The following is a 26,176-nucleotide window of genomic DNA, read 5'->3' on the forward strand; positions in this document are numbered from 1 at the left end:
TTTAATGCGAACACGCACTTTTTCCATTCATCACAGGTTGTATAGCAGAATTATCCGCACCACCTTCATTGTTAATCTTTTCTATAAAACTCCAAATTTTTTCGGCCGCCATTAAATAACGCCTTGAACTCACACTTTCAGGGTGATAAAAACTCACAGGCTTGCCTTCATCTCCACCTTCTCTTACTATCATTTCTATAGGAATTTGTGCTAAAACTTCACTTTTATAGGCTTTTGCCATATCTTCAGCTGTTCCTTTACCAAAAATATCATACTCTTTACCATTATCAGGACATAAAAATCCACTCATATTTTCAATCACACCCGCTATAGGAATATGAAGTTTATTAAACATATCTAAAGCTCTTTTGCTATCGTCTAAAGATACGGTTTGAGGCGTGCTTACACAAACTCCTGCAGTAATAGGAATACTTTGCGCAGAAGTAATTTGTGCATCGCCTGTTCCTGGAGGCATATCTAAAAACAATACATCAAGTTCAGGCCAAATCACATCAGCTAAAAGTTGCTCGATTGCTTTCATAATCATAGCTCCACGCCACATAAGACCTTGACCCTCTTCGATCAAAACCCCCATACTCATCATATAAACACCATGAGTTAAAATAGGCTTTAATCTCTGCCCTACTACTTCAGGCTGAGTTTTGGTTTCTCCTAGCATTCTTGGAATATTTGGCCCATAAATATCCGCGTCTAAAATCCCTACTCTTTTTCCCATTTTAGCCATGGAAATTGCTAAATTTACTGTAGTTGTAGATTTACCCACACCACCTTTTCCACTTGAAACCATGATGAAATTTTTTACTTGTGGAGCGATATTTTTTCCACTTCTTGAATTACTTTTTTCTTCAGGAATTTTTGGAGTGATGATATTAAGTTCGATATTTTTTAAAGCCAAACTCGATAAAGCTTCAGTAGCATTTTTACGAATTTCATTAGCTACTTCAGGATTTGCTGAAACGATTTCTATATCAATGAATACACCATCATCTTGAATTTTAATATCTTTTACAAAGTTAAAACTCACTATATCCTTTTCAAAACCAGGATATTTTACAGTTTTTAATTTCTCTAAAATTTGTTCTTTCATATTTTTTCCTTGTCTTTTAAAAAAATCAATTTTACTAATAAAATGATAAAATTTAGCTTTTTATAAGTGTATAATATGGTAACATTATAAAAACCAACAATATTAAAAAGAGGAATGAAAAAATGAGTGAAATTAGCCTCATTATGTTAGCAGCTGGAAATTCTACTCGTTTTAACACAAAGGTAAAAAAACAATTTTTACGACTTGGAAATGACCCTCTTTGGCTTTATGCAACAAAAAATTTAAGCTCTTTTTATCCTTTTAAAAAAATAGTTGTTACCTCTAGTAATATCACTTATATGAAAAAATTTACCAAAAACTATGAATTCATAGAAGGTGGTGATACCAGAGCAGAATCCTTAAAAAAAGCCTTAGAGCTCATAGATAGCGAATTTGTTATGGTAAGTGATGTAGCAAGGGTATTGGTGAGTAAAAATTTGTTTGATCGTTTGATTGAAAATTTAGATAAAGCAGATTGTATTACCCCTGCTTTAAAAGTTGCAGATACAACACTTTTTGACAATGAAGCCTTGCAAAGAGAAAAAATCAAACTCATTCAAACCCCGCAAATTTCTAAAACCAAATTGCTTAAAAAAGCCTTGGATCAAAACCTAGAATTTACAGATGATAGCACAGCTATAGCTGCAATGGGTGGAAAAATTTGGTTTGTTGAAGGTGAAGAAAATGCAAGAAAACTAACCTTTAAAGAAGATCTTAAAAAACTTGATTTGCCTACACCTAGCTTTGAAATTTTTACTGGCAATGGTTTTGATGTGCATGAATTTGGAGAGAATCGCCCTTTGCTTTTAGCAGGAGTGCAAATTCATCCTACTATGGGGCTTAAAGCACACAGCGATGGAGATGTTTTAGCTCACTCTTTAACCGATGCGATTTTAGGTGCTGCAGGACTTGGAGATATAGGAGAGCTTTATCCTGATACTGATATGAAATTTAAAAATGCCAACTCCATGGAGCTTTTAAAACAAGCTTATGATAAAGTCAGAGAAATAGGTTTTGAACTCATTAATATAGACATTTGCGTCATGGCACAAAGCCCTAAACTTAAAGACTTTAAACAAGCTATGCAAAGCAATATAGCTCATACCTTAGATTTAGATGAATTTAGAATCAATGTTAAAGCCACAACAACGGAAAAATTGGGTTTTATTGGAAGAAAAGAAGGTATGGCGGTGCTTAGTAGTGTAAATTTAAAATATTTTGATTGGACAAGATTATGAAAGTTTTAATTATTGAAAATGAAATTTATCTAGCGCAAAGCATTAGCATTAAACTAAGTGATGCTGGATATAGCTGTGAAATTATTAACTCGTTTGATGAATACAATGGTGAAAAATACTATGACATTATACTGCTTTCTACAAATACTAATAATTTTCTAAAAGCCGTAGGTCAATTTAAACATAGTATTATTATTTTGCTTATTTCTTATATAAGTACAGATACAGTTTCAAATCCTTTGAAATTAGGTGCTAGTGATTATATTCAAAAACCCTTTATGATAGAAGAGCTGATTAGAAAAATAAAGCATTATCAGGATTTTAGAAAACTTTCAATCCTTAATAAAGCTTATCAAAGCTATATCAAATCAAGATTAGAAACAATCAAAATTCCAGAGTATAATTATAAAAAATTAAAACTTCCATTGATATTAAAATCCAACAAGCAAAGCAGCGCTGATGCTTTTGTTTTTAATTATGCAAATGAATGTGACATTACTCTTTCTTTTATTGATTTAACATCTACAAATTCAGTTGAAAAAGTTATGAAACTTCCCACAGAAAACAATCTTTTATTTTTGAGTAATTTTCAAGCATTAAAAGCAGCAGAAAAGGAAAAACTCCTAGATTTTATACAAAACAAAAATGTTATTTTGCATACCAATTCAAATACAGATGATTTAAAAATAAACTGCATTAATTTAAATGATAATGAAAAAAATATCAATAGCAATGAAATTTTAACTATAGATGAGTATGTAAAATATGTTATTATAAATTACCAAAATATATTTCCTGATACCGATCTTTCAAAAAAATTAGGCATTTCACGTAAATCTTTATGGGAAAAAAGGAAGAAATATGAAATCAGCAAGAAAAAATAAAAACATTATCATAGATCAAAATGAATTTGGCATCTTATCACTTATTAAAGAAGGTTTGCTAGGCACTTGCACTCATTTAATGAATGAAAAAGAAGTCAATGAAATCATTAAATCAGGAAAATTTAAAGGAGAAAGCTTTCCCTATCCCTTAAGCTTTGCACCAAAAAATGCCGAAGAAGCACTAAATGATATAAAATCTGGCGATAGAATCGATCTCATGCTAGATGAAAAAGTAGTAGGACATATAGATTTTAAAAGCCAATTTAAAAATAATAAAAATTTTTCTGATATTTTCAGTCCTAACACTTGCTCTTTAGAAGACATGGGAACAACTTGCATAAGTGGAAAAATAGAAATTTATAATTCTCAAATTGAAAAAATAAAAGAGAATTTTCAACAAATCAAAAACAATCTTAATGCACAAAAAATTACTGCTATAGTTTCAAGTTTTGATCCTTTGCATCGTGCCCATGAAAGAATGTTTCGTTGGACTATTGATAAAGCAGATTTAGTTGTAATTTTTCTTGTAGAATCTTTTGATGTAAATGGGTTTGAATTCGAACTTAAAGAAGCATATTTGAAAAAATTTATTCAAAACTATCTTCCACCGGATAGAATTTTCATTTTTCCATTAAAAAATATTAATATTTTTCACGCTCATTTAAATCCTGGCTTAGAAAGTATTATCGCAAAAAGTCTAGGTTGTACCAAACTAGTAGTAGGACAAAATCATACAGGACTTGGAATGTTTTATGATGATAACCAACCAAAAACCATACTTGATGATTTTTCCAAGGACTATGGCATAGAAGTGATCGTTTTGCCTGAATTTGTATTTTGCGATCAATGTCGCATGATTGTTAGCACAAGATCTTGCCCTCATGGTTGTCATCACCATTTGCACTATAATTCTCAGTCTTTAAAAGATTTACTAAGAGCGGGTATCATTCCTCCAGCAATTTTCATGCGCAAGGAAGTATCTAGTGTTATTTTAACTTCTCTTTTTCCAAATAGATTAAAAAATATGCAAAAAATTTATAATGAGCTTTTTCCAACTGATGGAATTTTAGAATACAAAAATGATGAAGAATTTTATCAAAAACTTTTAGAAATTCATCAAATGTCTTATATGGTGTAATAAAATGCAAAAATTATTTTTAACTTTTTTTTATTCAGGTTCTGTAAAAAAGGCAAGTGGGACTTTTGGTACTATCGCTGCTTTAATACCTGCTTTTTTTATACTTAAATATCTCGGGATTAACACTTTGTTTTTACTAAGCATTTTAATTTTTGTTGCAAGTATTCGTGTTATAGATGATTATGAAAAAAAAACAGGAATTCACGATGACAAACACATAGTTATCGATGAGGTTGCTGGAGTTTTTCTTGCTTGTGCTATTGCAGCAAGTGTTGAAAACTCGATAGTCAATTTTATTTTGGCTTTTGTTTTATTCAGACTCTTTGACATTACAAAACCTTCTATTATTGGTAAGATAGATAAAAAAGTCAAAGGCGGACTAGGTGTAATGCTTGATGATATGTTAGCAGGATTGTTTGCTGGACTTTTAAGTGCGGTAATTTATGGATTTTTACTTAAATTTAATCTAGTTTTTTGGGATATAAATTTAAAAGACTTATTTTGAAATTTTGCTTAAATTAATTAAATTTTAAATTTTATTCTTATATAATTTAGTCTTTAATTTCAAAAAAGGAAAATATAAATGGCAAACCATAAATCTGCTGAAAAAAGAGCAAGACAAACTATTAAAAAAACAGAAAGAAATAGATTCTATAGAACAAGACTTAAAAATATAACTAAAGCCGTAAGAGAAGCTGCAGCAAATGGAGATAAAAATGCTGCTAATGAAGCTTTAAAAGTAGCTAATAAAAGCATTCATGCTATGGTAAGTCGCGGTTTCATTAAAAAACAAACTGCTTCTCGCCGTGTAAGCCGCTTAGCCCTTTTAGTAAATAAAATCGCATAATTTTCTATATAGTTTTTAATGTTAGCTAGCAAACTAGATCCTTTTTTAAAACGCTTTAAAGAGTTAAATTCTCTTCTTAGCAGTTCTGATATAATCAACGATATCAGTAAAATGACTACACTCTCTAAAGAACAAAAAAATTTAGAACCTATCGTTTTAAAAGCTAAAGAGTATTTAAAAACTTTAGACAATATAGAAGAAAATAAAGCTTTGCTAAACGATCCAGAACTTGGGGAACTTGCGAAAGAAGAACTAAAAACTTTAGAAGAATTAAAACCAAAGCTTGAAGAAGAGATTAAAATTTTACTTCTTCCTAAGGATCCCAATGATGAAAGAAATATTTTTCTTGAAATTCGTGCAGGCACAGGTGGCGATGAGGCATCTTTATTTGTAGGAGATCTTGTAAAAGCTTATGCAAGATATGCTGAAAATCGTGGCTATAAACTTGAGATTGTAAGTTCTAGTGAAGGAAGTGTAGGTGGATTTAAAGAAATCATCATGCTTGTTAAAGGAACAGGAGCTTATTCAAGACTTAAATATGAAGGTGGAACGCACCGTGTTCAAAGAGTTCCTCAAACAGAATCCCAAGGACGCGTGCATACTTCTGCTATCACCGTGGCAGTAATGCCAGAAGTTGATGATATAGAAATCGAAATCAATCCAAACGATCTTAAAGTTGATGTTATGCGATCTTCAGGACATGGTGGACAAAGTGTAAATACTACTGATTCAGCTGTTCGTATCACTCATATCCCTACAGGTATAGTTGTAGTCAATCAAGATGGAAAAAGCCAACACAAAAATAAAGAAAGTGCGATGAAAGTCCTAAAAGCAAGGCTTTATGAAATGCAAGAGAGTGAAAGACTGGCAAAAGAAAGTGAAGCAAGAAAATCACAAGTAGGAAGCGGAGATAGAAGTGAACGCATTCGCACTTACAATTTTCCACAAAATCGTATCAGCGATCATAGAATAAATCTTACTTTATATCGCTTAGATGCCATTATGCAAGATGGGCTTTTTGATGAAATCATAGAACCTTTAATCACTCATCATCAAGCCCAAGCTTTACAAGAACAAAATTTATAAGATTTTATATAAATTAATGCTTATGTAGGAATTTATGTGGATTTCCACTAGCACCTACATGTGTAACATTTCCATTTTCTATATCATAAGCTTGACCAAAACCTTTTACAAAGCGTCCTTTTTTAAATTCAAGCTTTACTAGATGAAAATCAAGCATCTTGCGTATAGTTTTAATGCCTCCTTCTCCTCCGGTTTGTTTTTCAAACTCATCATAAATTTGATCAAATCTTTCACCTCTCTCTAAAAAGCTTGCATTTACTCTATAGCGCAATCTTTTGCGAAGTATCACAGAAGCGGCTTTACTCTCATCCTCTAAAAACATTATTTCTATATTGTTTGGATTTACTTTGATGTTGTTAAAATGTTCGCTTACTTCACTTATATAAATATAATTTCCCCATTGTGTGCTTACAAAAGGTGCATACGAGCAAACAACTTCTCCATTTGCATTTAAAGTTGCCAAAGCTACAGAATTAAAACTTAGCATAAATTCATTTAATTCTTTTTCTACGCCACTAAAATTTTGCTCGCTCTTTGCACTCATGCAAAGGGATATTATAGCATCTTTAATCGTGTTTTCATCGGCTTTTTTAGGAAATTCCACTCGTAAATTTTCTTTATCATTGTAAACAAGATCTAAGCCATTAAAATCAACACTTTTTAGAAAAACATCTTGTACTTGCTCAATACCACCAAATTTTTTACAAAGATCGACTAAATTTGATTTATGATGATCATTCATATGAGAAATAATGCTTTCAAAATTCATTTTTATCCTTTCTTGATTTTAAAATAAAATATTAAAAAAAATGGTATCAATTATCAAATTAAAAAGCACTTAAAATATATAAATTATCTATTTTAACAAAAATTTATACTAGATTAAGTTAATAAAGGATAAATTTATTTCTAAATTATTATGATATAAATTATCATTATTTATTTTATTTAAGGAGTAAAATTTGCACCCAAATAAAAAAGCTTTTAAATTATCTTTATTTGCATTATTGCTAATAACTAATTTAAATGCACAAGAATCAAATAAAGCTATCAATCTACAAAAAGTTGTTGTTAGTACAACAGGTTTTGAACAAGATGCGGATTCAAATTTACGCAATGTAATCAGCATAGAAGGCAAAGATCTACAAAATAAAGGTTATGTTTCTTTAGAACAAGCCTTAGAAAGAATTTCGGGCATTAGTTTTGTAAATTTTGGACTTGGACGCAATATAGATATGCGTGGACAAGGAAATAAATCCAATATAGCTGTAAAAGTTATGATTGATGGGCATGCTATTAATGTTCTTGATAATTCCCATGGTGTAACCCCACTAGATAGTATCAATTTAGATAATGTAGAACGCATAGAAATCATACCTGGGGGTGGATCTGTGCTTTATGGAAGTGGTACTAGAGGTGGCGTGATTAATATCATTACAAAAAAACAAAAATCAGATGCTTTTGCTATAAATTTAAAAAGCAGTGCTTATGATCATGGTGGACTAGGTGGAAATTTAGGTATCAATGGTGCCAAACAAATAAATGAAAATTTAGCTTTTAGCTTTGATATACAAAGTTTTAACCTTGATGGATATCAAGAAGGTTATAATGAAAAAGGTTATTTTATCAACACAAAAACCTATATTGATATTAATGATAATAGCGATTTAACTTTGGGTTATAATTATTTTAAAAGCAAAAATACCAGCAGTGGCTATCTAACAAAAGCACAAGCTCAAAGCAATCCAACTCAAAAAGGTAAGAGTGATAATATCACACAAATCAATCGCCCTGAAATTTCTTTGGATTATCATTACTATTTTGATGATATATGGGAATTTAACCTAGAAGCTTTTTGGCAAAATCAAAAGATCAATTATCTAAAAGATGTTTCTACAATGAGCTACATGAATATGAGTCTTCCTGTATATCAAAATGGAAGTGGTTTTGAAGACACGCTTACAGGGATAAGTTTAAAAAACAAGCTAAATTATGCAAATAATTCTTATTTTATTTTTGGTTATGAATTTGCAAACCATGATGCAAAAAGAAAGAGTTTGGTGTATTATAGCGTTCCAAGTGTCATAAATTATCACAGGATGACAACTTTAATAGATATGACTAAACAAAGCCATTCTATTTTTGCTCTTGATTCTCATAATTTTAATGAATTTTTTACTTTATCCGGTGGAGCTAGATATGAATTTAGCTCTTATAATACCGATAGATCTTATAGAAATGAAATAAGTATGAACGGAAGACTCCCATCACCTACTATCATAGACTCAACAACACTTTTTGATACCAATAAAAACGCCAATAATTTTGCTTTTGAAATCACTCCAAATTTTAAATACTCAGACACAGGAAAGCTTTATATCAAATACGAAAGAGGTTTTGTCTCTCCAAGTCCAGCACAATTTGTCAACAAGGATAAAAATTCACAAAAGTATTATTCTGCAAATTTAAATCCTGAGATCTTTGATACCTTTGAACTAGGTATTGATGATTTTTGGTGGGATTTTTACGGCTTTAATCTAACTTTATTTTACACCCTAAGCAAAGATGAAATTTCTTATCTTGGAAACCCTCATTCTACTAGTGGATCTTGGTGGAAATATTATAATATAGATCAAACTCGCCGTTTAGGAGTAGAATTAAGCCTGAGTCAAAATTTTTTAGATGATGATTTAATCTTTAGAGAAAGTCTAACTTATCTTGATGCTAAAATTTCTAAAGGTGTTAATGACGGCATGAGAATTCCTTATGTTTCAAAAATCAAAGCCACAGCTGGGCTTGAATACGCTTGGAATAAAAATTTCTCAAATTTTATTGATTTAACCTATTTTTCTAGAGCAAAAGATGGTGGAACTATAGATGAAAATACAGGAAAAATGTCTAAAAATTCTTGGATAAGGGATTATTTTTTAACAGATATTGGCATGAAATATAATTATAAAAAATTACAAATTTTAGCAGGAATTCGCAATCTTTTCGATAAAAGATACTACACCTATCAAGACAGTATAAATGATCAATACCTAGTTGGAAATGGCAGAAACTACTATGTTGAATTTAAATACGCATTCTAAAATTTTAGTGATTATAGGGCTTTTGGTAGCTTATATAATCGCTTCTTTTACAGCACTTTGCTTAGGAGATGAGAATTTAAATCCAAAAGAGCTTTTTTCATATATCTTTAGCCAAGATGAAATTTTAAGACAAATAATCATAGATGGACGCTTACCACGGATTATAATGGCGATTTTAATCGGTATGCTTTTAGCTAGTAGTGGGGCTATCACTCAAAATGTATTTTCAAATCCTATAGCTGATCCTTATATCATAGGTATAGCTTCTGCGGCAACCTTTGGAGCGGTTTTGGCGTATTTGTTAAAATTGAATGATTATTATTATGGAATTTTAGGTTTTGTTTGCTCTGCCTTTTTTGCCCTAGGAGTTTTTAAAATTTCTTCTAAAGCTTCTATAGCAACTTTACTCATTATCGGCATAGCAGCTTCATCTTTTTTAGGGGCTTTCACTTCTTTTTTCACTTATCTTATAGGCGAGGATTCTTTTAAAATAGTCGCTTGGCTTATGGGAAATATAGGCAATGCTTCTTGGTTTCGTGTGGGAATTTTAATCTTGCCTTTAATTTTTTGTTTGTTTTATTTTTACGCTCATAAAAACGAATTAAACATACTTTTAAGCGGAGATGATGAAGCTAGAAATCTAGGGGTAAATGCTCAAAAATTAAAGATAAATTTACTCATTGTCTCATCCTTGGCTGTATCTTTTGCGGTTGCTTTTAGCGGACTTATAGGCTTTGTTGGACTCATCATTCCTCATACTATAAGACTTTTGCTTAAAAATTATAATAATGCCTTAGTTATCCCTTTATGTACAGCATTTGGAGGATTATTTTTACTTATTTGTGATACTTTAGCAAGAACTCTTTTAGCTCCTGTGCAAATTCCGATTGGAATTTTAACTGCATTTTTTGGAGCTCCTATTTTTTTATACTTGGCTTTAAGTGCTAGGAGATTTTTATAATGCTAAAAATACATGATTTAAGCTTTGCTTATCACCAAAAAGATTTACTAAAAAACATTCATTTAAAACTTAAAAATCAGGCTTTTATAGGAATTTTAGGGCCAAATGGCTCAGGTAAAAGCACTCTTTTAAAACTTATACTTAAAAATTTAAGTCCAAATAAAGGAGAGATAAGTCTTTTTAACACAAATATCAAGGATTTTTCTCTTAAAGAATTTGCCAAAATTTGTGGCTTTGTGCCTCAAAAATCAGAATTAAACACCCCTTTAAAAGTCATCGATGTGCTTTTAATGAGCAAATATGCGAATTTAAAACATGCTTTTAGTTCTTATTCTAAAGAAGATATTTTAGAAATTAAAGAATTTGCTAAGGATTTAAGACTTGAAAATTTTCTAGAAAGAAGCATACTTTCTTTAAGCGGAGGTGAATTTCAAAGAATGCTTTTAGCAAGAGCTTTACTTAAAAAGCCAAAAATTCTTTTTTTAGATGAACCCACTTCAGCCCTTGATTTAAACTATGCTATAGAGCTTTTAAGCCTTTGCGAAAAACTAGTTAAAGAAAAAAATATAGCCGTTGTTGCTATCTTGCATGATTTAAATTTAGCTTCTATGTTCTGCGATAAAATCCTTTTTTTAAAAGAAGGGGAGATAAAGTATTTTGGAACGAGTAAAGAGCTTTTTACTCAAGAAATTTTAAAAGAAATTTATGATTTAAACTGCGAGATTATTTATAAAAATTCTAAACCTTATATTTTAGCTTTAAAGGAGAAAAAATGAAAAAAATTTTAATTATTATGAGTTTGTTTTTAATCACACTAAATGCAAAAGAACGCCTTGTAGTGCTTGATCCTGCAAGCATAGAAACCCTTTTTATGCTTAAGGCTGAAGATCAAATCGTAGGCATTGCCACTTTACAACACTCAAATATCTATCCTAAAGATCAAACCTCAAAACTTACAAGCGTAGGCACTTTTTCAAATCCTTCACTTGAAAAAATAGTAGCACTAAAACCAAGTTTGGTGATTTTAAGTTCTTATTCTTTAAATTTAGAAGAAGGACTTAAAAATTTTGGTATCAAAAGTATCAATTTAAAAGCCGAGCGTTTAGAAGATATAACAAAAAATATCACAACCTTAGGCCAAATCACCAAAAAAGAAAAAGAAGCAGAGCTTTTAAAACAAGAATTTAACCAAAAATTTAAAAAATTAAGCGATAAACCCCTAAATAAAAGTGCGATTTATCTTTATTCTAGCAACCCTTTAATGGCCTTTAATGATAATTCTTTAATAGCTGATATTTTAAGACTTATAGGGATTAAAAATTTAAGCCCGCAAAGTCAAATTTCAAGACCTGTTATATCAGCAGAATACATACTGAAACAAAATCCAGACATACTCATTCTTGGAATTAATGCTAAAAACAATCTTTTAGATACAAATGCTTTATTGAAAAATACCAAAGCAGTTAAAACAGGAAGTATTTATTTTAACAAAGATACACCTATATTATTACGTCTTAGTCCTAAGATAATAGATAGAATTCAAGAATTTAAAACAAAGCTAGAAAATAACAATTTTTAATCACCCAATCTTGCTTTAAAAAATTCGCAAGTTTGACAAAGTTTTTCTATGCGTTTATCTTCTTCAAAAGCTTTTTTCATCATCTTTATACGCGGTGATCTAAAAAGCTTATCAAAGTTATTTTCAAAAACATTTCCCAAGTTAATATCTGCTTTAGTATCCAAACAGCAAGGCACCAAACTTCCATCACTTAAAATCCCAATTTGCTCTTTTAAAGCATGACATTTTCCTTTTTTATAAAGGGGTTCATCTTTTAAATTTGGCCATTTAAAAAGTTTATTTTGATGAAGCAAAATATGTCTTTGCAAGCGATTTTTACTTAAGTTTGCATCAATCTTAGCTTCAAATTCTTTGGCTAAAAACTCATAAATTTTTAAATTTGACTTAGGTGCTTTAAAATTAGCATCTAAATTCCAAAGTCTTAGATTGATAAAAGAAAGGCTTTTTTGCTCTAAATGCTTTTTGCAAAGTTCTAAAATAGGCTTAAAATACTGTTCTAAAGAAATTTTGCTTTGACTTAAAAAAGACATTAAAGAAATATTGATTTGATGGATATTCTCATACCCTAACAATAAAGCTTGATTTTTAGAATTTAGATAAAAGCCACTTGTAGTGATTTCAAGTTTCATAGCTTCATCTTTTGCGATTTTTAGATAATTTTCCAAATTAGGTAAAAGCAAAGGATCACCCAAAAGATGAAAGGTAAAAAGCTCAGCTTTATTAGAAATTTCATAAGCTAAGTTTTGAAATTTTTCTTCACTCATTACCCCGCGAATTCCTTTTTGAGAAGGACAAAAATCACATTTTAAACCACAAATATCGCTTAATTCTATATATATTTTTTTAAATTTCATTATATTTCCTAGAGTAAACATTTTACCAAAATTTATGAAATTTATTAAAATATGTAACATTTTTATCGATATTTTTATCTTTTTTATTTCTCTTCTTTATTTTTAAATATATTAAACAAAAATCACACTATACTTAAATAAAAATTTAAAATTAAGGAAGGGTTTATGCAAGAGCTTACTCGCACGAAAAAAATTCGCTCTATTATTGCTGCAAGTAGCGGAAATTTAGTAGAGTGGTTTGATTTTTATATCTATGCTTTTACAGCAACTTATTTTGCTCATACTTTTTCAACTTCAGATAATCCTGTTATCCAGCAAATCAATGCCTTTGGGGTTTTTGCAGCAGGATTTTTTATGCGTCCTATAGGCTCTTGGCTTTTTGGCTCTTTAGCTGATAAAGTAGGTCGTAAAAAATCTATGGTTATATCAGTGGTTTTAATGGCTTTAGGCTCTTTTATGATAGCAGCCTTACCAAGCAAAGATACAGTGGGCGATCTTGCTATTATCTTGCTTTTAATAGCAAGACTTATTCAAGGTCTTAGTGTAGGCGGGGAGTATGGCATAGCAGCTACTTATCTTTCAGAACTTGCTACGGAAGGAAAACGCGGTTTTTACTCATCTTTTCAGTATGTAACCCTAATAGGTGGTCAACTTTTGGCCGTTGCAAGCATTAGTATAATGTTTTTATTTTTTAGCATTGATGATATGAAAGATTATGCTTAGAGAATACTTTTTGTAATAGGCGGAATTTTAGCACTAGGCTCGCTTTTTGTAAGAAAAATGATGAATGAAAGTGCTACAAAACTTCACCAGCATGAAGATCGTGGTACTTTAAAAGCATTATGCAAATCTTGGAAACCTTTTTTAATGGTACTTGGGGTTACCTCTGGAGGTTCTTTAGCTTTTTACACCATTACAACTTATACTAAAACTTTTATGGAAAATACGGGTATGGATAAAATGCTTGTTAATAATCTTTTCTTAGGTGCTTTATTTATACTAATGATCATTCAACCTCTTTTTGGGTATATAGGAGATAAAATAGGTCACAAACGATCTTTAATTGTATTTTGTATTTTGGCATTGGTAGGAATTTATCCTATTTTTTCACTTATAGTCAATAACGCACAAAATAATCCTTCTTTGACATTTATGTTGGTGGTATTATTGTTTGTTATTTTAAGTTTTTATACTTCAGTTGCTGGGATTTTTAAAGCAAAACTTTTTCCTGAACATGTAAGAGCTTTAGGGACAGGTTTGGGTTATGCTATTTCAAATGCTGTTTTTGGAGGATCTGCTCCTTGGGTTGCTTTACAATTTAAAAATGCAGGTATAGAAAATGGCTTTTTTATCTATATAGCTATTTTTACAATCATCATGCTTATAGCTACTTTGTGTTTGCCTAAAAAATCAGAGCTTAATTAATTTTAACGCTTTTAAAGAAAGTGCCGAAAGTGCGGTACTTTCTAACTCTTTTAAGGTTTGAAATTCATAATTTTTATTTTCATTGTTTAAAATTTGATGATAAACCTTGATATTAAGTTTATACTTAGTATAGCCGTGCTTAAACTCCCCTACAAAACTCATATCTTTAGAAAGTTTATATTCTCCTTCTTTAAAAAAAGGAAAATTATACATACCCTTATAAAGCTTATCTTGGCTTTTCTGTATCGCAAATTTTTTATTAAATTCAAACAAAAAAAGATTTAAATTTAAACTCTCATAAAGTATTTTTTTAGCTCTTGGATAAAACTCTGTATTAAATTTGCCTTGACAAAAATCATACAAAGGACAAATCCCACACTTTGCATTTTTACCCACACAAACCAAAGCCCCTATATCAAGCAAAGCTTGGTTGTGATCAAAGGCATGATTTAAATTTAAAAGCTCTTTAGCTCTTTTTTCAAGTTCTTTCATGCTAGGATTTTCCAAAGCAAAAAGACGAGAAAGCACACGGCGTATATTGCCATCAACAAAAGAAACCTTTTGATCGTAGCCAAAACAAGCTATAGCGCCTGCTGTATAAGCTCCTATACCACTTAATTTTTTTAGATCCTCAACTTCTTTAGGTAATTTAGCCCCAAACTTATCCACGCATTCTAAAGCTGCCTTTTTTAAATTTCTAGCACGAGTGTAATAACCAAGTCCTTGCCAAGCCTTTAAAAGCTCGTCTTCATTAGCATTAGCCAAACTTTCTAAAGTAGGAAATTTTTGCAAAAAGGGGAAATAAAACCTCTCTAAAACTGATTTAACTTGAGTTTGCTGAAGCATAATTTCGCTGATATAAACTCCATAAGCTCTATCAATATGCTTTAAACTTTCATCACAATTTTGACTTTGTAAATTACGCCAAGGCAAAGTTTTGCGTCCATTTTTTTCATACCAAAGAAGTAAATTTTCTTGTAGTTTTTCAAGCTCTTTTTTTTGCATAAATGAGAGTATAACAAAAAATTTTAAAATTTTTTGCTAAAATTAGCTCAAATTAAATTATTAAGGATATCCATGTTAGCTTTTTTTAAAGGTTTAGGTGTAGGTTTTTTATGTTTATTACTTTTTGTTGCAGGAGTAGTTTTTAATGTAGAATTTTTAGGCAAAAAAGACTCTAATCATGATTTATATTTTTCAAGAAATATAGAAGTAAGCAATACACTAAAACCCGATATTTTATATGCAAATATTAATTTTTGGGCAAATGAAAATTTAAGTTCAAAAATTACATTAGACAATAGTGAAAAAGCTGAAATCACAAATACTTTCAATCAAATTTTAGAACGCTCAAAAAAAGAAAATTTTTGTAGCGGAGGAAGTTTTTCTTTAGAACCTAATTTTTCCTATAAAGATGGTATACAAACTCCAAAAGGTCAAAGATTTGATGCGAATTTAGAATGTGAATTTAAAGAAAACCAACTTGCAGATTTTAACAATCTTTTAAATGACATCAATTCTATCATAGCTAAAAATAATTTCATCAGCGTTTCAACACCAGCCATACAAACAAAATTTTCAAAAGATACACTAAACAACAACAAAGAAAATCTCTACAAAGAGCTTTTAAAAACATCATACGAATATGAAAAAACTTACTCTTTAGATCTTAATAAAACTTGTGTATTGAAAAATTTACAAGTAAATGCCAATACCAATATCGCACCTAGAATGCTAAATGCAAAATCTGATAATATAGAACTTTCATCTCCAATTATCAGCGAAAAAGAACAAATTTTAAACGCGAAAGCTTTATTTATTTGCAAATAACTTAAGGCAAAATAAACTCCTTTTAAGTTTATTTTGCTATACTTTTATCTTCAATTCTTTCAGAAATTTATGCGGGAATAGCTCAGGGGTAGAGCACAACCTTGCCAAGGTTGGGGTCGCGAGTTCGAATCTCGTTTCCCGCTCCATAATCACCCGCCCGGGTGGTGGAATTGGTAGACACAAGGGACTTAAAATCCCTCGGAATTTTTCTTCCGTGCCGGTTCAAGTCCGGCCTCGGGCACCACTTTTTCAACATTATCAGGGCGACATAGCCAAGCGGTAAGGCATGGGCCTGCAAAGCCTTGATCTCCGGTTCGAATCCGGATGTCGCCTCCAAAAGGCAAAACTTTACTTTATCGGGAGATGGCTGAGTGGTCGAAAGCGGCGGTCTTGAAAACCGTTGAGGGTCACACCTCCAGGGGTTCGAATCCCTTTCTCCCGGCCACCAAGACTTTCTAGTTTATCAAGCTTATATCATTCCTGAAATTATAAAGGATACTACAAATGAAAAATAATACTTCGGTCTTACTATTTTTGTTATATCCTAAAAAAACTTAGAAAAACTATGGCTAATATAATTAAAAATAAGAAATACAAATGGAAAATTTAGAATTTGTTATCTTAAAACAAAAATATAAAATTTTAAAAATATGTCAAATTTTAAAATACAAGGTAGGCAAATGAAAGAATTTTATATGAATTTAGCTTTAAATGAGGCTTGGAAATATCAGTTTTTAACCTATCCAAATCCGGCTGTAGGCTGTGTAATCTTAGATAAAAATGAAAAAATTTTAGCCATAAAAGCTCATGAAAAAGCTGGATTAGCTCATGCGGAACTTAATGCCATAGCTCATGCTTTTAAAAGCTTAAGACCTGAAATTTCATTGCCTAAAGAAGCAAACGCCTTGCATGAGTTTATTTGCAAAAACCATCAAGGTGTATTTAAAGATAGCATAGCTTTTGTCACACTTGAGCCTTGCTCTCATCAAGGAAAAACGCCTCCTTGTGCAAAACTCTTTAGCGAGTTAGGTTTTAAAAAAATTTTCATCAGCGTTAAAGATGGAAATAAAATCGCAAGTGGTGGGGCTGAATTTTTAAAAAAACAAGGCATAGAGGTTGAATTTGACATACTTAAAGAAGAAGGAAAAAAACTTTTAAAACCTTTTTTAAAATGGCAAAAAGGGCAATTTAAACTTTTTAAATTAGCCCTTTCTATGAATGGCTCGCCTTTTGGCAAAATCGTAAGCAATGAGCTAAGTCGCACTTATGCACATAAAATTAGAGCGGTGATTGATTTGCTTGTAGTCGGTGGAGAAACCATAAGAAAAGATCGCCCTATACTAGATACTAGGCTTTGCAAAGCAAAAGCGCCTAATCTTTGTATCTTAAGCCGTCAAAATATAGATAATTTTGATAAAAATATCCCTTTATTTAAAGTTCCAAACCGCCAAATTTATACCCAAATTCCAAGTGAGGCTAAATTTTTAATGTATGAGGGTGGAGAAAATTTTCTCAAAATCTTTAAAGATGGAATAGATATGTTTTTGATTTTTCAAAGTTCAAGTTTAAATGATGAAAAAAATGTTACAATACCTTTAAATTTCAAGCCACTTTATAGGAATTTTTTAGGGAGTGATACTTATGGCATTTATGAACTTTAGTGGATTTTTTTATGCAAGAAATGATTTAAGATTATTTAAAATAGAAAAGAAAAATGAATTAAAATCCTTTTTTTACAAAGACTACACCTTATCAAGCTACAAAGATGATTTAAATTTAAACAATGAAATCTTTTTTTATCAAAGTTTAAAAGAAGGCTTATTTAAAGAAAATGATGAAATTTTAGTTTCAAATTTGGGTAAAAAGATCATACTTTTTAGAAATTTCACTCAAAATTGCGATAATTTTAATGAGGCAAAATTAAAACAAATATTGCTTTTATTTTTTTTGTTATTAGCGAGCGTATTTTTTGCAAGTTTGGCTATGATTAATGAATTTGGAGCCATAGATCTTGTTTTTTTAATGATTTGCTTATTGCTTTTAGTGATGGGAGTAATCAATCTTGGCTTGCTTTTTAAGCAAATTCGTATTCTTAAAAGTTTTTCCAAAGAAGAAATGAAAGAATTTTTAAGTCTAAGAATGAAAAAATACACTAAAGTGTAAAAACACTTTAGCATACTGTTTTTAAATTTGTAGCAAGACCACCTAAAGAAGTTTCTTTGTATTTATAATTCATATCTTTTCCTGTTTCATACATGGTTTCTATAACCTCATCAAGGCTTACCATAGGAGTAGATTTGCGTGTCATTGCCATTCTAGCAGCACTTATAGCCTTAATAGCTCCAAAGGCATTTCTTTCTATGCAAGGAATTTGCACAAGCCCTGCAACTGGATCGCAAGTTAAACCTAGATGATGTTCCATTGCCATTTCAGCAGCGTTGCATGCTTTAAAAGCATTAGCCCCTAAAACTGTTGCCATAGCTGCAGCTGCCATAGAGCTAGCACTACCAATTTCTGCTTGACAGCCTGCTTCTGCTCCGCTAATGCTTGCATTTTTCTTATAAAAAGAACCTATAAGCATTGCTGTTAATAAAAACTCTATAGCCTTTTCATCACTAAAACCTATAGTATGGTTTTTAAGATAAAGCATAACAGCAGGGATAACAGCACATGCTCCATTTGTTGGTGCGGTTACAACTTTTGCTCCGCTAGCATTTTCTTCAGCAATCGCAATAGCATATAAAGAAATAAAATCGATAATGCCCATAGGATCAGCTGTCATCGCCACTCTTTCTTTAAGTCCTTTAGCTCTACGCTTTAAATGAAGTTTTCCAGGCAAATAATCTTCATTTGGATGAGTGCCATTATAATACACTTCTTGCATTACTTCCCAAATTTCAAGACAATAAGCACGAATTTCCTCTTTAGTGTGAAATTGCAATTCGTAACGATAAGAAAGCTCTGCTAAATCCCAATCTCTTTTATCGCAAAGCTCTAAAGCTTCTTTTGCATTGTTAAGCTCTATATCTAGTTTTTTCTTTTTATTTTGGTTGGAATTTTTATCTTTTTTTTCTAATTGTGCAGCTGTTAAAACAAAGCCTCCACCTACAGAATAATAAGTTTCTTCATCAACTAACCCACCTTTACAATCATAAGCTTTAATCTTCATACCATTCTCATGTAAAGGTAAAAAATCTTTGGAAAATATCAAATCTTTTTCATAATTAAAACAAAGTTTTTTCTCACCACAAAAATCAATTTGAGCATTTTCAATAGCATTTTTATTTACTTCATCTTGTATTGCTGTGCTTAAATTTTTAGCTTCTAGGCCATTTAACCCCCAAATTACAGCCTTATCACTCAAGTGTCCTTTACCTGTTAATGACAAAGAACCATAAAGAGTAACCTCAACTCTATCAATTTCATCAAGCTTTTTAGCGACTTTTTTACAAAATAAATTTCCAGCAAGCATAGGCCCTAAAGTATGAGAAGAAGAAGGACCAACACCTATTTTAAAAATGCTTAAATTACTCATTTTTTATCCTTAATTTATAAAAGATCATGAATTGCAGCAGAAATTGCAACTATCCCCATTACCAAAATAAAAAGATCTAAAAATTTATTACGAAATCTTGCCAAAATATCAAAACGATAAATACAATAAAGTGGCATTAAAAAAAGCAAAATAGCCAAAACAGGGCCACCAATAGCCTCGATAATTCCTATAACACTTGGATTTTTATACGCAACAAGCCACGCGATAGCAAAGGTAATGATCGCTGTTAAAGTTTGAGCGAATTTACCTTGAATTCTACCATTACTTGCTTTATATAAAATACCATTTAAGCCTTCTTGAGAACCAAGATAATGCCCTAAGAAACTTTTGCTAATAGCCACAAGTGCAACAATAGGTCCAACATAAGCTAGTAAAGAAACTTCAGGAAATTTATTTGCTATAAAAGTAAGAATATTGATATTTTGATCTTTTGCTGATGCAAAATCTTCTGGTGTAAAGGTTAAAGCACAAGAAAAAACAAAAAACATTACAACAAAAACCATAAGAATAATTGCCAAAGAAATAATTTTTCTAGCGCGAGGTTCAGCATAACCACCATATTCTTTTTTACAATAACAAGCAAGTGAAGAAATGATAGGAGAGTGATTAAAACTAAATACCATCACAGGAATAACAAGCCATAAAGTAACCCAAAAATTACTTGTTGAAATTACGGAAAAATCAACATTTGCAAATAACGATAAATTCCATTGTGGAATTAAAAGCAATGAAAAAATAAATAAAAATATAATAAAAGGAAAAACAAGAAAACTCATTGCTTTTGTTACAACATTTTCACCAAGAATAGAAATCAAAACCAAAACTCCAACAATCAAAAAACTCACCCACCAACGAGCAGCATGAGTAAGATCTGCATTGAAATTGAACTGATTGATTAAGAACTCAAGCAAAGTTGTTGTAAGATTAGCACTATAAACCAATAAAATAGGCAAAATAGCAAAAAAATACAAAAGTGTAATTAAAAATCCACCGCCCTTGCCAAAATAACTTTCTGCAACAAAAGTAATATCATCTTTTGGATTAGAACTTGAAAGCACAAAGCGACATAAATTTCTATGAGCTAAGTAAGTCATAGGAAAAGCTAAAACAAGTATAACTAACAAAGGTATCAATCCACCAAGCCCAGCACTAATAGGTAACAAAAGTACGCCGGCTCCAATAGCTGTTCCAAAAAGAGATAAAACCCACCTTGTATCGTGACTAGTCCATTTAGGAGTATTCATTATTCTTCCTTAAATTTAAGATTACATCTCTTTTATTTTAGCAAAATATTTATAAATAATTATTTTTTAAAAAAAATATTTTAAATCTTATGTAACATTTTATAAATTTAATTTTATAAAAAAACAATCACTTGTATCAATAAAGTATTATTTTAAAACTAAATATATTTTGGGTTTTGCAATCAAAAAATAAAAATTTGGAAGACTATGCTTCCAAATTTTTGCATCAAATTTTCTAAGGGAGTTAAATTTTCAAAAATTAATCTAATTTTTGACCTAGGATATTTCCTTGCATATCTGTATAAACTTCCATATTGTTATTAAACTTAAATTTATAACCATTAATTTCTTTGTCTACTTCAAGAATTTGAGCATTTGATTGAGTTGCACTCACTTTTTTCATAACATTAGGTAAGATAGTATGTGGCAAAGCCTTATATTTTCCATCAACTTCTTTCCACTCTCCATTGATCATAAAATCAATTTCAGTTCCATCATTTAAAATCACATCATAAGAATCTATATCTTTTTTCACCAAACCAATTTGAGCGGTTTTAAAATTTTTAGAAATAAATTCTTTGGCATTATTTGGAAGTTCGCTAGCAGGAACAACCATATCTTTAGCTAAAAGCACCGTAGTACCCAACAAAGCAAGTAAAGTTAGTTTTGCTTTCATAATTTCTCCTTTTTTTGTCTTGGTTGGCGAAAGTTTAACTCAAAACTGTGAAGTGAATGTGAAACTTAAAAAATAATTTTCAAACTTTCATTCTCAACACTTATACCTTGACTTTTTATAAATTTTATTTCTTTTCCATCTTCAAATTTTAAAATATCTTTATCTTTTAGATTAATATCATAAGTTAAAATATGCAAAACAATATCATAAATACAAAAGAAAAGTTCTTTTTCTTCTATGTTTAAATCACAAACTTCAAGTTCTAATTTATCAAAATTTCTAAGCCCATAAGTATAAGCATTAACTCCATTTTCACTAGGATAAACACTAACATATATCCAATTATATACCGGCAAGCGATTATCATCTAACATTTTTGCATTTTCTATATAAAAACTGGGCTCTAAAACAACTGCACCTGTATAAAAACCTAAAGCATGTTTATTTTCCAAACATAAAGCTGCAATTTTCGTAAACATTTTAGCTTGTTCTAATTTGCTTTGATCTTGACTTAGCACCGCTATAAGAAGATGAGCTTTATGTTTTTTAGTTTGCTCTAAGGCATCTTTCCACATAAAATTAAAATTTGCATAGTATTCTGCTTCGTGATTAGGTATAGGATTTTTAATCAAATTTAGAGTAACTAACATATTTTCATATGAAAAAATCACGCCCTCTTTGGTAAAATTTTCATCAGCTATTTTTATATTAAATTTATCTTCTAAAATGCTTTTTAACTCCGAAAAATTAAAATCAACTTCATCAAGAAGAACAAAAGAGGTAAAATTGTGATTTAAATCTATAGTCATGTTAAACCCTATTAAATTTTTATAAATTATAACCTAATAAAAATAAATACTATAAACAAGAATTTCTTAAAAATTATGATAATTGATATTAATTATAAATTTATTTTTTATACAGTATAATCTTTTAAAATTTATAAGTATATTTTTGGAGAAAAATATGGAATTTTTAAAAGATTACATCGATTTAATTATCTTTTTAATTCTAGGAATTATGGCATTTATAGCTTTTTGGTGTGTTGTAGAAAGAATGCTATTTTTTAGAAAAATTAACTTTAAAAATTATGAGAATCAAGAGCAATTTGATGATGCGATTAGTGAAAATTTAACCACTATATATATCATCTATTCCAATGCCCCTTATATAGGACTTTTAGGCACTGTAATAGGCATCATGGTTACATTTTACGAAATGGGCTTGGCGGGCAATATAGATGTCAAATCTATAATCGTGGGGCTTTCTTTAGCTCTTAAAGCTACAGCCTTAGGACTTTTGGTTGCTATTCCTGCTTTAATGGCTTATAATGCCTTACTTAGAAAAGTTTCCCTCTTAAGCAATGCTTATAAGGCAAATAAAAATGCTTAAACTACCAAAAAATGAAGGTTTAAATATAGTCCCATTTATAGACATTATGCTTGTTTTGCTTGCTATAGTGCTTAGTATTTCAACCTTTATTGCGCATGGAAAAATTCAAATCTCACTTCCTTCAAGTGAAAATGCTACCAATATAAGCAATAATGAAAAAAAACTTCTTATAACCATAGACGAAAAAAATACTTTTTATTTAAATGATAAATTAGCTGATTTAAATGAAGTTCAAAATGCTATTTTTTCACTTGATAAAAAAACCATAGTAGAACTAAAAAGCGATAAAAATGCTAAATTTGAAAGCTTTGTAAAAATTATAGATTTTTTAAAAGCCAAAGAACATGAAAATTTTCAGATTCTTACTGAGAAAAACAAATGAAAACTTTATTTTTAAATCATAAATACCAAGCTTCTTATATAACTTTTATAGTCTTTATACCTTTACTTTTTGTCATTTTTCACTCGAATGACTTTTTTAAAATGGAAATTAAAAATGAAGATTCTTTTTCTTTGGCAATAAAACAATTTACCCAAACTAATCCAACAAATGAGACTAAACCAACAGAGTCCATTATAGAACCTATCAAACCAAAACCTCAGCCAAAAGTTATTAAAAAACTCCTGAAAAAATGCAAAAAAAGATAAAAAAAACACCTCCACACCCAATACCAAATAAAACCCCAATAGCACCAACTCAAGAAGTTAAAACTTTTACAAAAACAACTGATACAAATGTCAAACCTAAGATCACTCAATTAACACAAGGAAAAGATAATCACCCTGTATTAAAAGAAATCCAAAAAGCTATACAACAAGCACAATTTTATCCAAGGCAAGCAAAAAAATGCGTATGCAAGGAACTGTAAAAGTAGAATTTTTATGGAAAGAAAACAAAACTTTAGCAGATTTAAAAATCATCGAAAGCTCGGGATATGATTTGTTAGATAAAAGTGCTTTAGAAAGCATAAGAAAAGCTTCTTTAAATTTTCCACACTATAATGGAGATTTAAGAATTACACTACCTATTATATATGATTTTAAAACCCTAAGAGGGTAAAATTATAATTTGCTACACTCTCTTATCTACAATTTGTGCTTCTTGATTTTCAATTTTATTTTGAAAATCTTTACTTAAATTCTGACTTAATTCTTGCAAAGATTTTTGCTTCAGTTTTTCAAATTCTTCAGGATTGCTAGCCTCAAGCTTTGCCTGCTCATCAGCACTTAAAGCATTTAAACCTTTTTCTTGGGCTTTTTGAAGCAAATCTTCGTCTTCTTTTTCTTTGATATTATTTTCCTTATCATCTTTTTTATTGATTTTTTGCGGATCTATGGTTTTCATAGCACTAGCTCCACTACCTGATGCTTCTTTAATGTCGCTTAAAATTTCTCTCATGCTAGGTTCTTTAACATCACTATCATCAACTTTACCATCTTTATTTACATCTTTATCAATAAAAAAATTTAATTTTTCTTCTATATTTGCATCATCAGATATTTTTTCATCGCTTGTTTTAAAGCCTAAATTTTGCATACTTTGTTGAAGGGTATTTGTATTAAAATTTAATTTTACACTTTGTTGTTTATTATTTAAATTTGAATTTAAAGAACCAAAATTATCTTTTACACTTTCAAACCAATTTGAAACAAATTGGTTTGCTTCGCCATTAAGCCTTATACTACCATCATTTCTAGCAACATAATTCGTATAAGAACCGAAATTTTTTTGTAAACTACTATAATTTTCATCGCTTAAATTTAAAGCTATAAGTTCACCTTGCTTATTTTCAAAAACAACCTTAACACCATCGCTATTTAAACTCGAAAGATCTTGCACGGGAATTTTATCTTGATCTTCTTTTTTTAATACGCTAAGCTCTTTTTTATCAACATTATTAGTTAAAGAATGGGTTAAACTAGCAGAAGTATCGATTTTCATTATTTATCCTTTTTTACATTTTGCAAATAAGCCTAAACGACACATTTTTCTCTCATGTGAATTTTTTAAAGAATTACACTTTTTAAGTTCTTGCTCGTAGTTAACACAAGAATTTGCAAAAGCAAAAGAACTCAAAATGCTTAAAACCAAAATTATTTTTAACACTTTCCAATCCTTATTTTAAAGATTTTTTAGTTAAAATTATATCTTTTATAATCGACAAAATCTTAAAAAATTTTATATTCTTAGAAAGGAATCAATGAAAGCATTAGCTCTTTTTAGCGGTGGGCTTGATAGTATGCTTGCAATGAAACTCATCACTGCACAAGGCATAGAAGTTAAAGCTCTAAATATCAACATAGGTTTTGGAAGTACAAGTGATAAAAGCGAAATCATGAAAAAGCGTGCAGCGATGGTAGGTGCAGATTTTGAAATGATAGATGTAAGAAATTCCTATCTTCAAGAAGTGCTTTTTAATCCACAATATGGCTATGGCAAACATTTTAATCCTTGTATAGATTGTCATGCTTTTATGTTTAAAACTGCTCTTGCTATGTTAAAAGAAGAAAATGCAAGTTTTATCATCACAGGAGAAGTTTTAGGACAACGCCCTATGAGTCAAAGAAGTGATGCAATGGCAAAGGTTAAAAAACTTGCTCTTGATGAAGAAGATTTAATCTTGCGTCCTATGTGCGCAAAAAACCTACCTCTAACCAAACCTGAAAGAGAAGGTTGGGTAGATAGAGAAAAACTCGAAGGCATTAGCGGAAGAAGTCGCAAAAGACAACTTGAACTTGCAACTAAATTTGGCTTAGAAGATTTTGAAAGCCCAGGCGGAGGTTGTTTGCTGACCCTTGATAGTTTTGCTAAAAAAATTCGAGATTTTATAGAATTTGACAAAGATATGCAGGTTAATGACGCACAACTTTTAAAATATGGTCGTCATTTAAGATTACCCAATGGAGCTAAAATGATCATAGGTAGAAATGAACTTGAAAATACTCTTTTAAAAGGTTTAAAAACTCCTAAATATGAAGTAATAGAACTTGGAGATTTAATCGGAGCTTACTCTTTGGTAGATGAAAAAATTTCAGAAAAAGACTTAGAACTTGCCTTAAAAATAGCCCTTACCTATACTAAACACGAAGTAGGAAAAAGCTATGAACTTAAATTTAAAAATCAAGCTTATACAAGTATAGCTTTTGAAAATAAGGCTGATATTAATCAATTTTTTATTAGTTAAAGTATAAAGTATTTAGCAAAACAAGCGATATAGTATTTGAATCTTTTCAAAATATTGCAATCAAGCCCATGAAAATGGGCT

At 30.2% G+C, this 26,176-nt stretch carries 26 protein-coding genes, 4 tRNA genes and 2 pseudogenes; 22 read left to right on the forward strand and 10 right to left on the reverse strand.

Going from position 1 to position 26,176, the window contains the following annotated elements; genetic code table 11:
* Nucleotide 1: 1 nt before the first annotated feature.
* The gene (locus FBF10_RS01040) at nt 2–1,108 is read right to left on the reverse strand and encodes an Mrp/NBP35 family ATP-binding protein (RefSeq protein ID WP_002868831.1); all 1,107 of its coding nucleotides are present in this window, start codon (nt 1,106–1,108) and stop codon (nt 2–4) included.
* Between the two features lie 122 nt (nt 1,109–1,230).
* Here FBF10_RS01040 and FBF10_RS01045 point away from each other — a divergent pair, with 122 nt between their 5' ends.
* The 6 genes from FBF10_RS01045 (at nt 1,231) to prfA (ending at nt 6,301) form a co-directional block, all read left to right on the forward strand.
* Nucleotides 1,231–2,346, forward strand: coding sequence for a bifunctional 2-C-methyl-D-erythritol 4-phosphate cytidylyltransferase/2-C-methyl-D-erythritol 2,4-cyclodiphosphate synthase (locus FBF10_RS01045; protein WP_002888515.1), 1,116 nt, complete (start codon nt 1,231–1,233; stop codon nt 2,344–2,346).
* Entirely contained in the window at nt 2,343–3,230 is an 888-nt protein-coding gene (locus FBF10_RS01050) for a response regulator (RefSeq protein WP_002851295.1), read from the forward strand. The genes FBF10_RS01045 and FBF10_RS01050 overlap by 4 nt, the downstream gene beginning before the upstream one ends.
* Entirely contained in the window at nt 3,208–4,368 is a 1,161-nt protein-coding gene (locus tag FBF10_RS01055) for a sulfate adenylyltransferase (RefSeq protein WP_002888517.1), read from the forward strand. Before FBF10_RS01050 ends, FBF10_RS01055 begins: the two co-directional genes overlap by 23 nt.
* A gap of 4 nt (nt 4,369–4,372) precedes the next feature.
* The gene (locus tag FBF10_RS01060; RefSeq protein ID WP_002851418.1) at nt 4,373–4,873 is read left to right on the forward strand and encodes a phosphatidylglycerophosphatase A; all 501 of its coding nucleotides are present in this window, start codon (nt 4,373–4,375) and stop codon (nt 4,871–4,873) included.
* 78 nt (nt 4,874–4,951) lie between these two features.
* Entirely contained in the window at nt 4,952–5,215 is a 264-nt protein-coding gene (gene rpsT / locus FBF10_RS01065; RefSeq protein ID WP_002856547.1) for a 30S ribosomal protein S20, read from the forward strand.
* Between the two features lie 18 nt (nt 5,216–5,233).
* Nucleotides 5,234–6,301, forward strand: a complete 1,068-nt coding sequence (gene prfA / locus FBF10_RS01070) for a peptide chain release factor 1 (protein WP_002888519.1) — start codon at nt 5,234–5,236, stop codon at nt 6,299–6,301.
* A 13-nt stretch (nt 6,302–6,314) separates the two neighbouring features.
* On the opposite strand, the gene FBF10_RS01075 is transcribed toward prfA, so the two are convergent.
* Nucleotides 6,315–7,070 (reverse strand): HugZ family heme oxygenase, encoded by a 756-nt coding sequence (locus FBF10_RS01075; protein WP_002856189.1) that lies wholly within the window; start codon nt 7,068–7,070, stop codon nt 6,315–6,317.
* A 193-nt stretch (nt 7,071–7,263) separates the two neighbouring features.
* Here FBF10_RS01075 and FBF10_RS01080 point away from each other — a divergent pair, with 193 nt between their 5' ends.
* Genes FBF10_RS01080 through FBF10_RS01095 form a run of 4 tightly spaced genes read left to right on the forward strand, consistent with a single transcriptional unit; the run spans nt 7,264 to nt 11,933 of the window.
* Entirely contained in the window at nt 7,264–9,393 is a 2,130-nt protein-coding gene (locus tag FBF10_RS01080; protein ID WP_002888520.1) for a TonB-dependent receptor, read from the forward strand.
* On the forward strand, nt 9,368–10,354 hold the full coding sequence (locus tag FBF10_RS01085) for an iron ABC transporter permease (RefSeq protein ID WP_002851460.1): 987 nt from the start codon (nt 9,368–9,370) through the stop codon (nt 10,352–10,354). Before FBF10_RS01080 ends, FBF10_RS01085 begins: the two co-directional genes overlap by 26 nt.
* Nucleotides 10,354–11,130, forward strand: coding sequence for an ABC transporter ATP-binding protein (locus FBF10_RS01090; protein ID WP_002868297.1), 777 nt, complete (start codon nt 10,354–10,356; stop codon nt 11,128–11,130). Before FBF10_RS01085 ends, FBF10_RS01090 begins: the two co-directional genes overlap by 1 nt.
* Nucleotides 11,127–11,933: an ABC transporter substrate-binding protein gene (locus FBF10_RS01095; RefSeq protein ID WP_002870079.1), complete on the forward strand. Its 807-nt coding sequence runs from the start codon at nt 11,127–11,129 to the stop codon at nt 11,931–11,933. Before FBF10_RS01090 ends, FBF10_RS01095 begins: the two co-directional genes overlap by 4 nt.
* Here FBF10_RS01095 and FBF10_RS01100 read toward each other — a convergent pair.
* A complete protein-coding gene (locus FBF10_RS01100; protein WP_002851158.1) occupies nt 11,930–12,787 on the reverse strand; it encodes a radical SAM/SPASM domain-containing protein in 858 nt (285 codons plus the stop codon). The two genes, FBF10_RS01095 and FBF10_RS01100, sit on opposite strands and share 4 nt — an antisense overlap.
* A 165-nt stretch (nt 12,788–12,952) precedes the next feature.
* Here FBF10_RS01100 and FBF10_RS01105 point away from each other — a divergent pair.
* Nucleotides 12,953–14,212 (forward strand): annotated as a pseudogene (locus FBF10_RS01105) (MFS transporter).
* Here FBF10_RS01105 and mutY read toward each other — a convergent pair.
* A complete protein-coding gene (gene mutY, locus FBF10_RS01110) occupies nt 14,198–15,217 on the reverse strand; it encodes an A/G-specific adenine glycosylase (protein ID WP_002858960.1) in 1,020 nt (339 codons plus the stop codon). The pseudogene FBF10_RS01105 and the gene mutY sit on opposite strands and share 15 nt — an antisense overlap.
* 72 nt (nt 15,218–15,289) lie before the next feature.
* On the opposite strand from mutY, the gene FBF10_RS01115 reads away from it, so the two are divergent.
* The 7 genes from FBF10_RS01115 to FBF10_RS01145 all read left to right on the forward strand — a co-directional run bounded on the left by FBF10_RS01115 (nt 15,290) and on the right by FBF10_RS01145 (nt 18,205).
* Nucleotides 15,290–16,042: a hypothetical protein gene (locus FBF10_RS01115; RefSeq protein ID WP_002876246.1), complete on the forward strand. Its 753-nt coding sequence runs from the start codon at nt 15,290–15,292 to the stop codon at nt 16,040–16,042.
* Between the two features lie 71 nt (nt 16,043–16,113).
* Nucleotides 16,114–16,188, forward strand: a tRNA-Gly gene (locus FBF10_RS01120).
* Between the two features lie 9 nt (nt 16,189–16,197).
* A tRNA-Leu gene (locus tag FBF10_RS01125) sits at nt 16,198–16,286 on the forward strand.
* Between the two features lie 18 nt (nt 16,287–16,304).
* Nucleotides 16,305–16,378 (forward strand) — tRNA-Cys (locus FBF10_RS01130).
* Between the two features lie 21 nt (nt 16,379–16,399).
* Nucleotides 16,400–16,487, forward strand: a tRNA-Ser gene (locus tag FBF10_RS01135).
* A 205-nt stretch (nt 16,488–16,692) separates the two neighbouring features.
* On the forward strand, nt 16,693–17,703 hold the full coding sequence (ribD, locus tag FBF10_RS01140; protein ID WP_079263731.1) for a bifunctional diaminohydroxyphosphoribosylaminopyrimidine deaminase/5-amino-6-(5-phosphoribosylamino)uracil reductase RibD: 1,011 nt from the start codon (nt 16,693–16,695) through the stop codon (nt 17,701–17,703).
* Nucleotides 17,684–18,205 carry a hypothetical protein gene (locus tag FBF10_RS01145; protein ID WP_002860077.1) on the forward strand — a complete coding sequence of 174 codons (522 nt, stop codon included), beginning with the start codon at nt 17,684–17,686 and terminating at the stop codon, nt 18,203–18,205. Before ribD ends, FBF10_RS01145 begins: the two co-directional genes overlap by 20 nt.
* Before the next feature lie 7 nt (nt 18,206–18,212).
* On the opposite strand, the gene FBF10_RS01150 is transcribed toward FBF10_RS01145, so the two are convergent.
* The 4 genes from FBF10_RS01150 to FBF10_RS01165 all read right to left on the reverse strand — a co-directional run bounded on the left by FBF10_RS01150 (nt 18,213) and on the right by FBF10_RS01165 (nt 22,327).
* Nucleotides 18,213–19,577: an L-serine ammonia-lyase gene (locus FBF10_RS01150; RefSeq protein ID WP_020247147.1), complete on the reverse strand. Its 1,365-nt coding sequence runs from the start codon at nt 19,575–19,577 to the stop codon at nt 18,213–18,215.
* A gap of 14 nt (nt 19,578–19,591) precedes the next feature.
* Nucleotides 19,592–20,842 carry a serine/threonine transporter gene (locus tag FBF10_RS01155; protein WP_002889173.1) on the reverse strand — a complete coding sequence of 417 codons (1,251 nt, stop codon included), beginning with the start codon at nt 20,840–20,842 and terminating at the stop codon, nt 19,592–19,594.
* A 259-nt stretch (nt 20,843–21,101) separates the two neighbouring features.
* Nucleotides 21,102–21,518 (reverse strand): PepSY-like domain-containing protein, encoded by a 417-nt coding sequence (locus tag FBF10_RS01160; protein ID WP_002860079.1) that lies wholly within the window; start codon nt 21,516–21,518, stop codon nt 21,102–21,104.
* Between the two features lie 65 nt (nt 21,519–21,583).
* Nucleotides 21,584–22,327: a DUF4261 domain-containing protein gene (locus tag FBF10_RS01165; RefSeq protein ID WP_002889175.1), complete on the reverse strand. Its 744-nt coding sequence runs from the start codon at nt 22,325–22,327 to the stop codon at nt 21,584–21,586.
* A gap of 157 nt (nt 22,328–22,484) precedes the next feature.
* Between FBF10_RS01165 and exbB the strand changes: the two genes are divergently transcribed.
* The 3 genes and pseudogenes from exbB (at nt 22,485) to FBF10_RS01180 (ending at nt 23,970) form a co-directional block, all read left to right on the forward strand.
* Complete coding sequence (gene exbB / locus FBF10_RS01170; RefSeq protein ID WP_002871878.1) at nt 22,485–22,910, forward strand: TonB-system energizer ExbB; 426 nt, start codon at nt 22,485–22,487, stop codon at nt 22,908–22,910.
* Nucleotides 22,903–23,292, forward strand: a complete 390-nt coding sequence (gene exbD, locus FBF10_RS01175) for a TonB system transport protein ExbD (RefSeq protein ID WP_002851470.1) — start codon at nt 22,903–22,905, stop codon at nt 23,290–23,292. The genes exbB and exbD overlap by 8 nt, the downstream gene beginning before the upstream one ends.
* Nucleotides 23,289–23,970: pseudogene (locus tag FBF10_RS01180) on the forward strand (energy transducer TonB). The gene exbD and the pseudogene FBF10_RS01180 overlap by 4 nt, the downstream one beginning before the upstream one ends.
* Nucleotides 23,971–23,982: 12 nt before the next feature.
* Here FBF10_RS01180 and FBF10_RS01185 read toward each other — a convergent pair.
* The gene (locus FBF10_RS01185) at nt 23,983–24,852 is read right to left on the reverse strand and encodes a hypothetical protein (RefSeq protein ID WP_002889088.1); all 870 of its coding nucleotides are present in this window, start codon (nt 24,850–24,852) and stop codon (nt 23,983–23,985) included.
* 3 nt (nt 24,853–24,855) lie between these two features.
* Entirely contained in the window at nt 24,856–25,017 is a 162-nt protein-coding gene (locus tag FBF10_RS01190; protein ID WP_002870203.1) for a hypothetical protein, read from the reverse strand.
* Nucleotides 25,018–25,111: 94 nt separating this feature from the next.
* Between FBF10_RS01190 and FBF10_RS01195 the strand changes: the two genes are divergently transcribed.
* Complete coding sequence (locus FBF10_RS01195) at nt 25,112–26,095, forward strand: MnmA/TRMU family protein (protein ID WP_002889080.1); 984 nt, start codon at nt 25,112–25,114, stop codon at nt 26,093–26,095.
* Nucleotides 26,096–26,176: the final 81 nt, after the last annotated feature.

Source organism: Campylobacter sp. CFSAN093249, from assembly GCF_011067895.1.
Lineage (GTDB): Bacteria > Campylobacterota > Campylobacteria > Campylobacterales > Campylobacteraceae > Campylobacter_D > Campylobacter_D jejuni.

Excerpts from the sequence above, each read along its gene's own strand:
- FBF10_RS01195 (WP_002889080.1), top strand. The coding sequence starts at position 25,112 with ATGAAAGCATTAGCTCTTTTTAGCGGTGGGCTTGATAGTATGCTTGCA.
- FBF10_RS01090 (WP_002868297.1), top strand. The coding sequence starts at position 10,354 with ATGCTAAAAATACATGATTTAAGCTTTGCTTATCACCAAAAAGATTTA.
- FBF10_RS01055 (WP_002888517.1), top strand. The coding sequence starts at position 3,208 with ATGAAATCAGCAAGAAAAAATAAAAACATTATCATAGATCAAAATGAA.
- FBF10_RS01155 (WP_002889173.1), bottom strand. The coding sequence starts at position 20,842 with ATGAATACTCCTAAATGGACTAGTCACGATACAAGGTGGGTTTTATCT.
- FBF10_RS01095 (WP_002870079.1), top strand. The coding sequence starts at position 11,127 with ATGAAAAAAATTTTAATTATTATGAGTTTGTTTTTAATCACACTAAAT.
- exbB (WP_002871878.1), top strand. The coding sequence starts at position 22,485 with ATGGAATTTTTAAAAGATTACATCGATTTAATTATCTTTTTAATTCTA.
- FBF10_RS01145 (WP_002860077.1), top strand. The coding sequence starts at position 17,684 with ATGGCATTTATGAACTTTAGTGGATTTTTTTATGCAAGAAATGATTTA.
- FBF10_RS01160 (WP_002860079.1), bottom strand. The coding sequence starts at position 21,518 with ATGAAAGCAAAACTAACTTTACTTGCTTTGTTGGGTACTACGGTGCTT.
- prfA (WP_002888519.1), top strand. The coding sequence starts at position 5,234 with ATGTTAGCTAGCAAACTAGATCCTTTTTTAAAACGCTTTAAAGAGTTA.
- rpsT (WP_002856547.1), top strand. The coding sequence starts at position 4,952 with ATGGCAAACCATAAATCTGCTGAAAAAAGAGCAAGACAAACTATTAAA.
- ribD (WP_079263731.1), top strand. The coding sequence starts at position 16,693 with ATGTCAAATTTTAAAATACAAGGTAGGCAAATGAAAGAATTTTATATG.
- FBF10_RS01100 (WP_002851158.1), bottom strand. The coding sequence starts at position 12,787 with ATGAAATTTAAAAAAATATATATAGAATTAAGCGATATTTGTGGTTTA.
- FBF10_RS01150 (WP_020247147.1), bottom strand. The coding sequence starts at position 19,577 with ATGAGTAATTTAAGCATTTTTAAAATAGGTGTTGGTCCTTCTTCTTCT.
- FBF10_RS01075 (WP_002856189.1), bottom strand. The coding sequence starts at position 7,070 with ATGAATTTTGAAAGCATTATTTCTCATATGAATGATCATCATAAATCA.
- FBF10_RS01040 (WP_002868831.1), bottom strand. The coding sequence starts at position 1,108 with ATGAAAGAACAAATTTTAGAGAAATTAAAAACTGTAAAATATCCTGGT.
- FBF10_RS01060 (WP_002851418.1), top strand. The coding sequence starts at position 4,373 with ATGCAAAAATTATTTTTAACTTTTTTTTATTCAGGTTCTGTAAAAAAG.
- mutY (WP_002858960.1), bottom strand. The coding sequence starts at position 15,217 with ATGCAAAAAAAAGAGCTTGAAAAACTACAAGAAAATTTACTTCTTTGG.
- FBF10_RS01085 (WP_002851460.1), top strand. The coding sequence starts at position 9,368 with ATGTTGAATTTAAATACGCATTCTAAAATTTTAGTGATTATAGGGCTT.
- FBF10_RS01185 (WP_002889088.1), bottom strand. The coding sequence starts at position 24,852 with ATGAAAATCGATACTTCTGCTAGTTTAACCCATTCTTTAACTAATAAT.
- FBF10_RS01050 (WP_002851295.1), top strand. The coding sequence starts at position 2,343 with ATGAAAGTTTTAATTATTGAAAATGAAATTTATCTAGCGCAAAGCATT.
- FBF10_RS01115 (WP_002876246.1), top strand. The coding sequence starts at position 15,290 with ATGTTAGCTTTTTTTAAAGGTTTAGGTGTAGGTTTTTTATGTTTATTA.
- FBF10_RS01045 (WP_002888515.1), top strand. The coding sequence starts at position 1,231 with ATGAGTGAAATTAGCCTCATTATGTTAGCAGCTGGAAATTCTACTCGT.
- exbD (WP_002851470.1), top strand. The coding sequence starts at position 22,903 with ATGCTTAAACTACCAAAAAATGAAGGTTTAAATATAGTCCCATTTATA.
- FBF10_RS01165 (WP_002889175.1), bottom strand. The coding sequence starts at position 22,327 with ATGACTATAGATTTAAATCACAATTTTACCTCTTTTGTTCTTCTTGAT.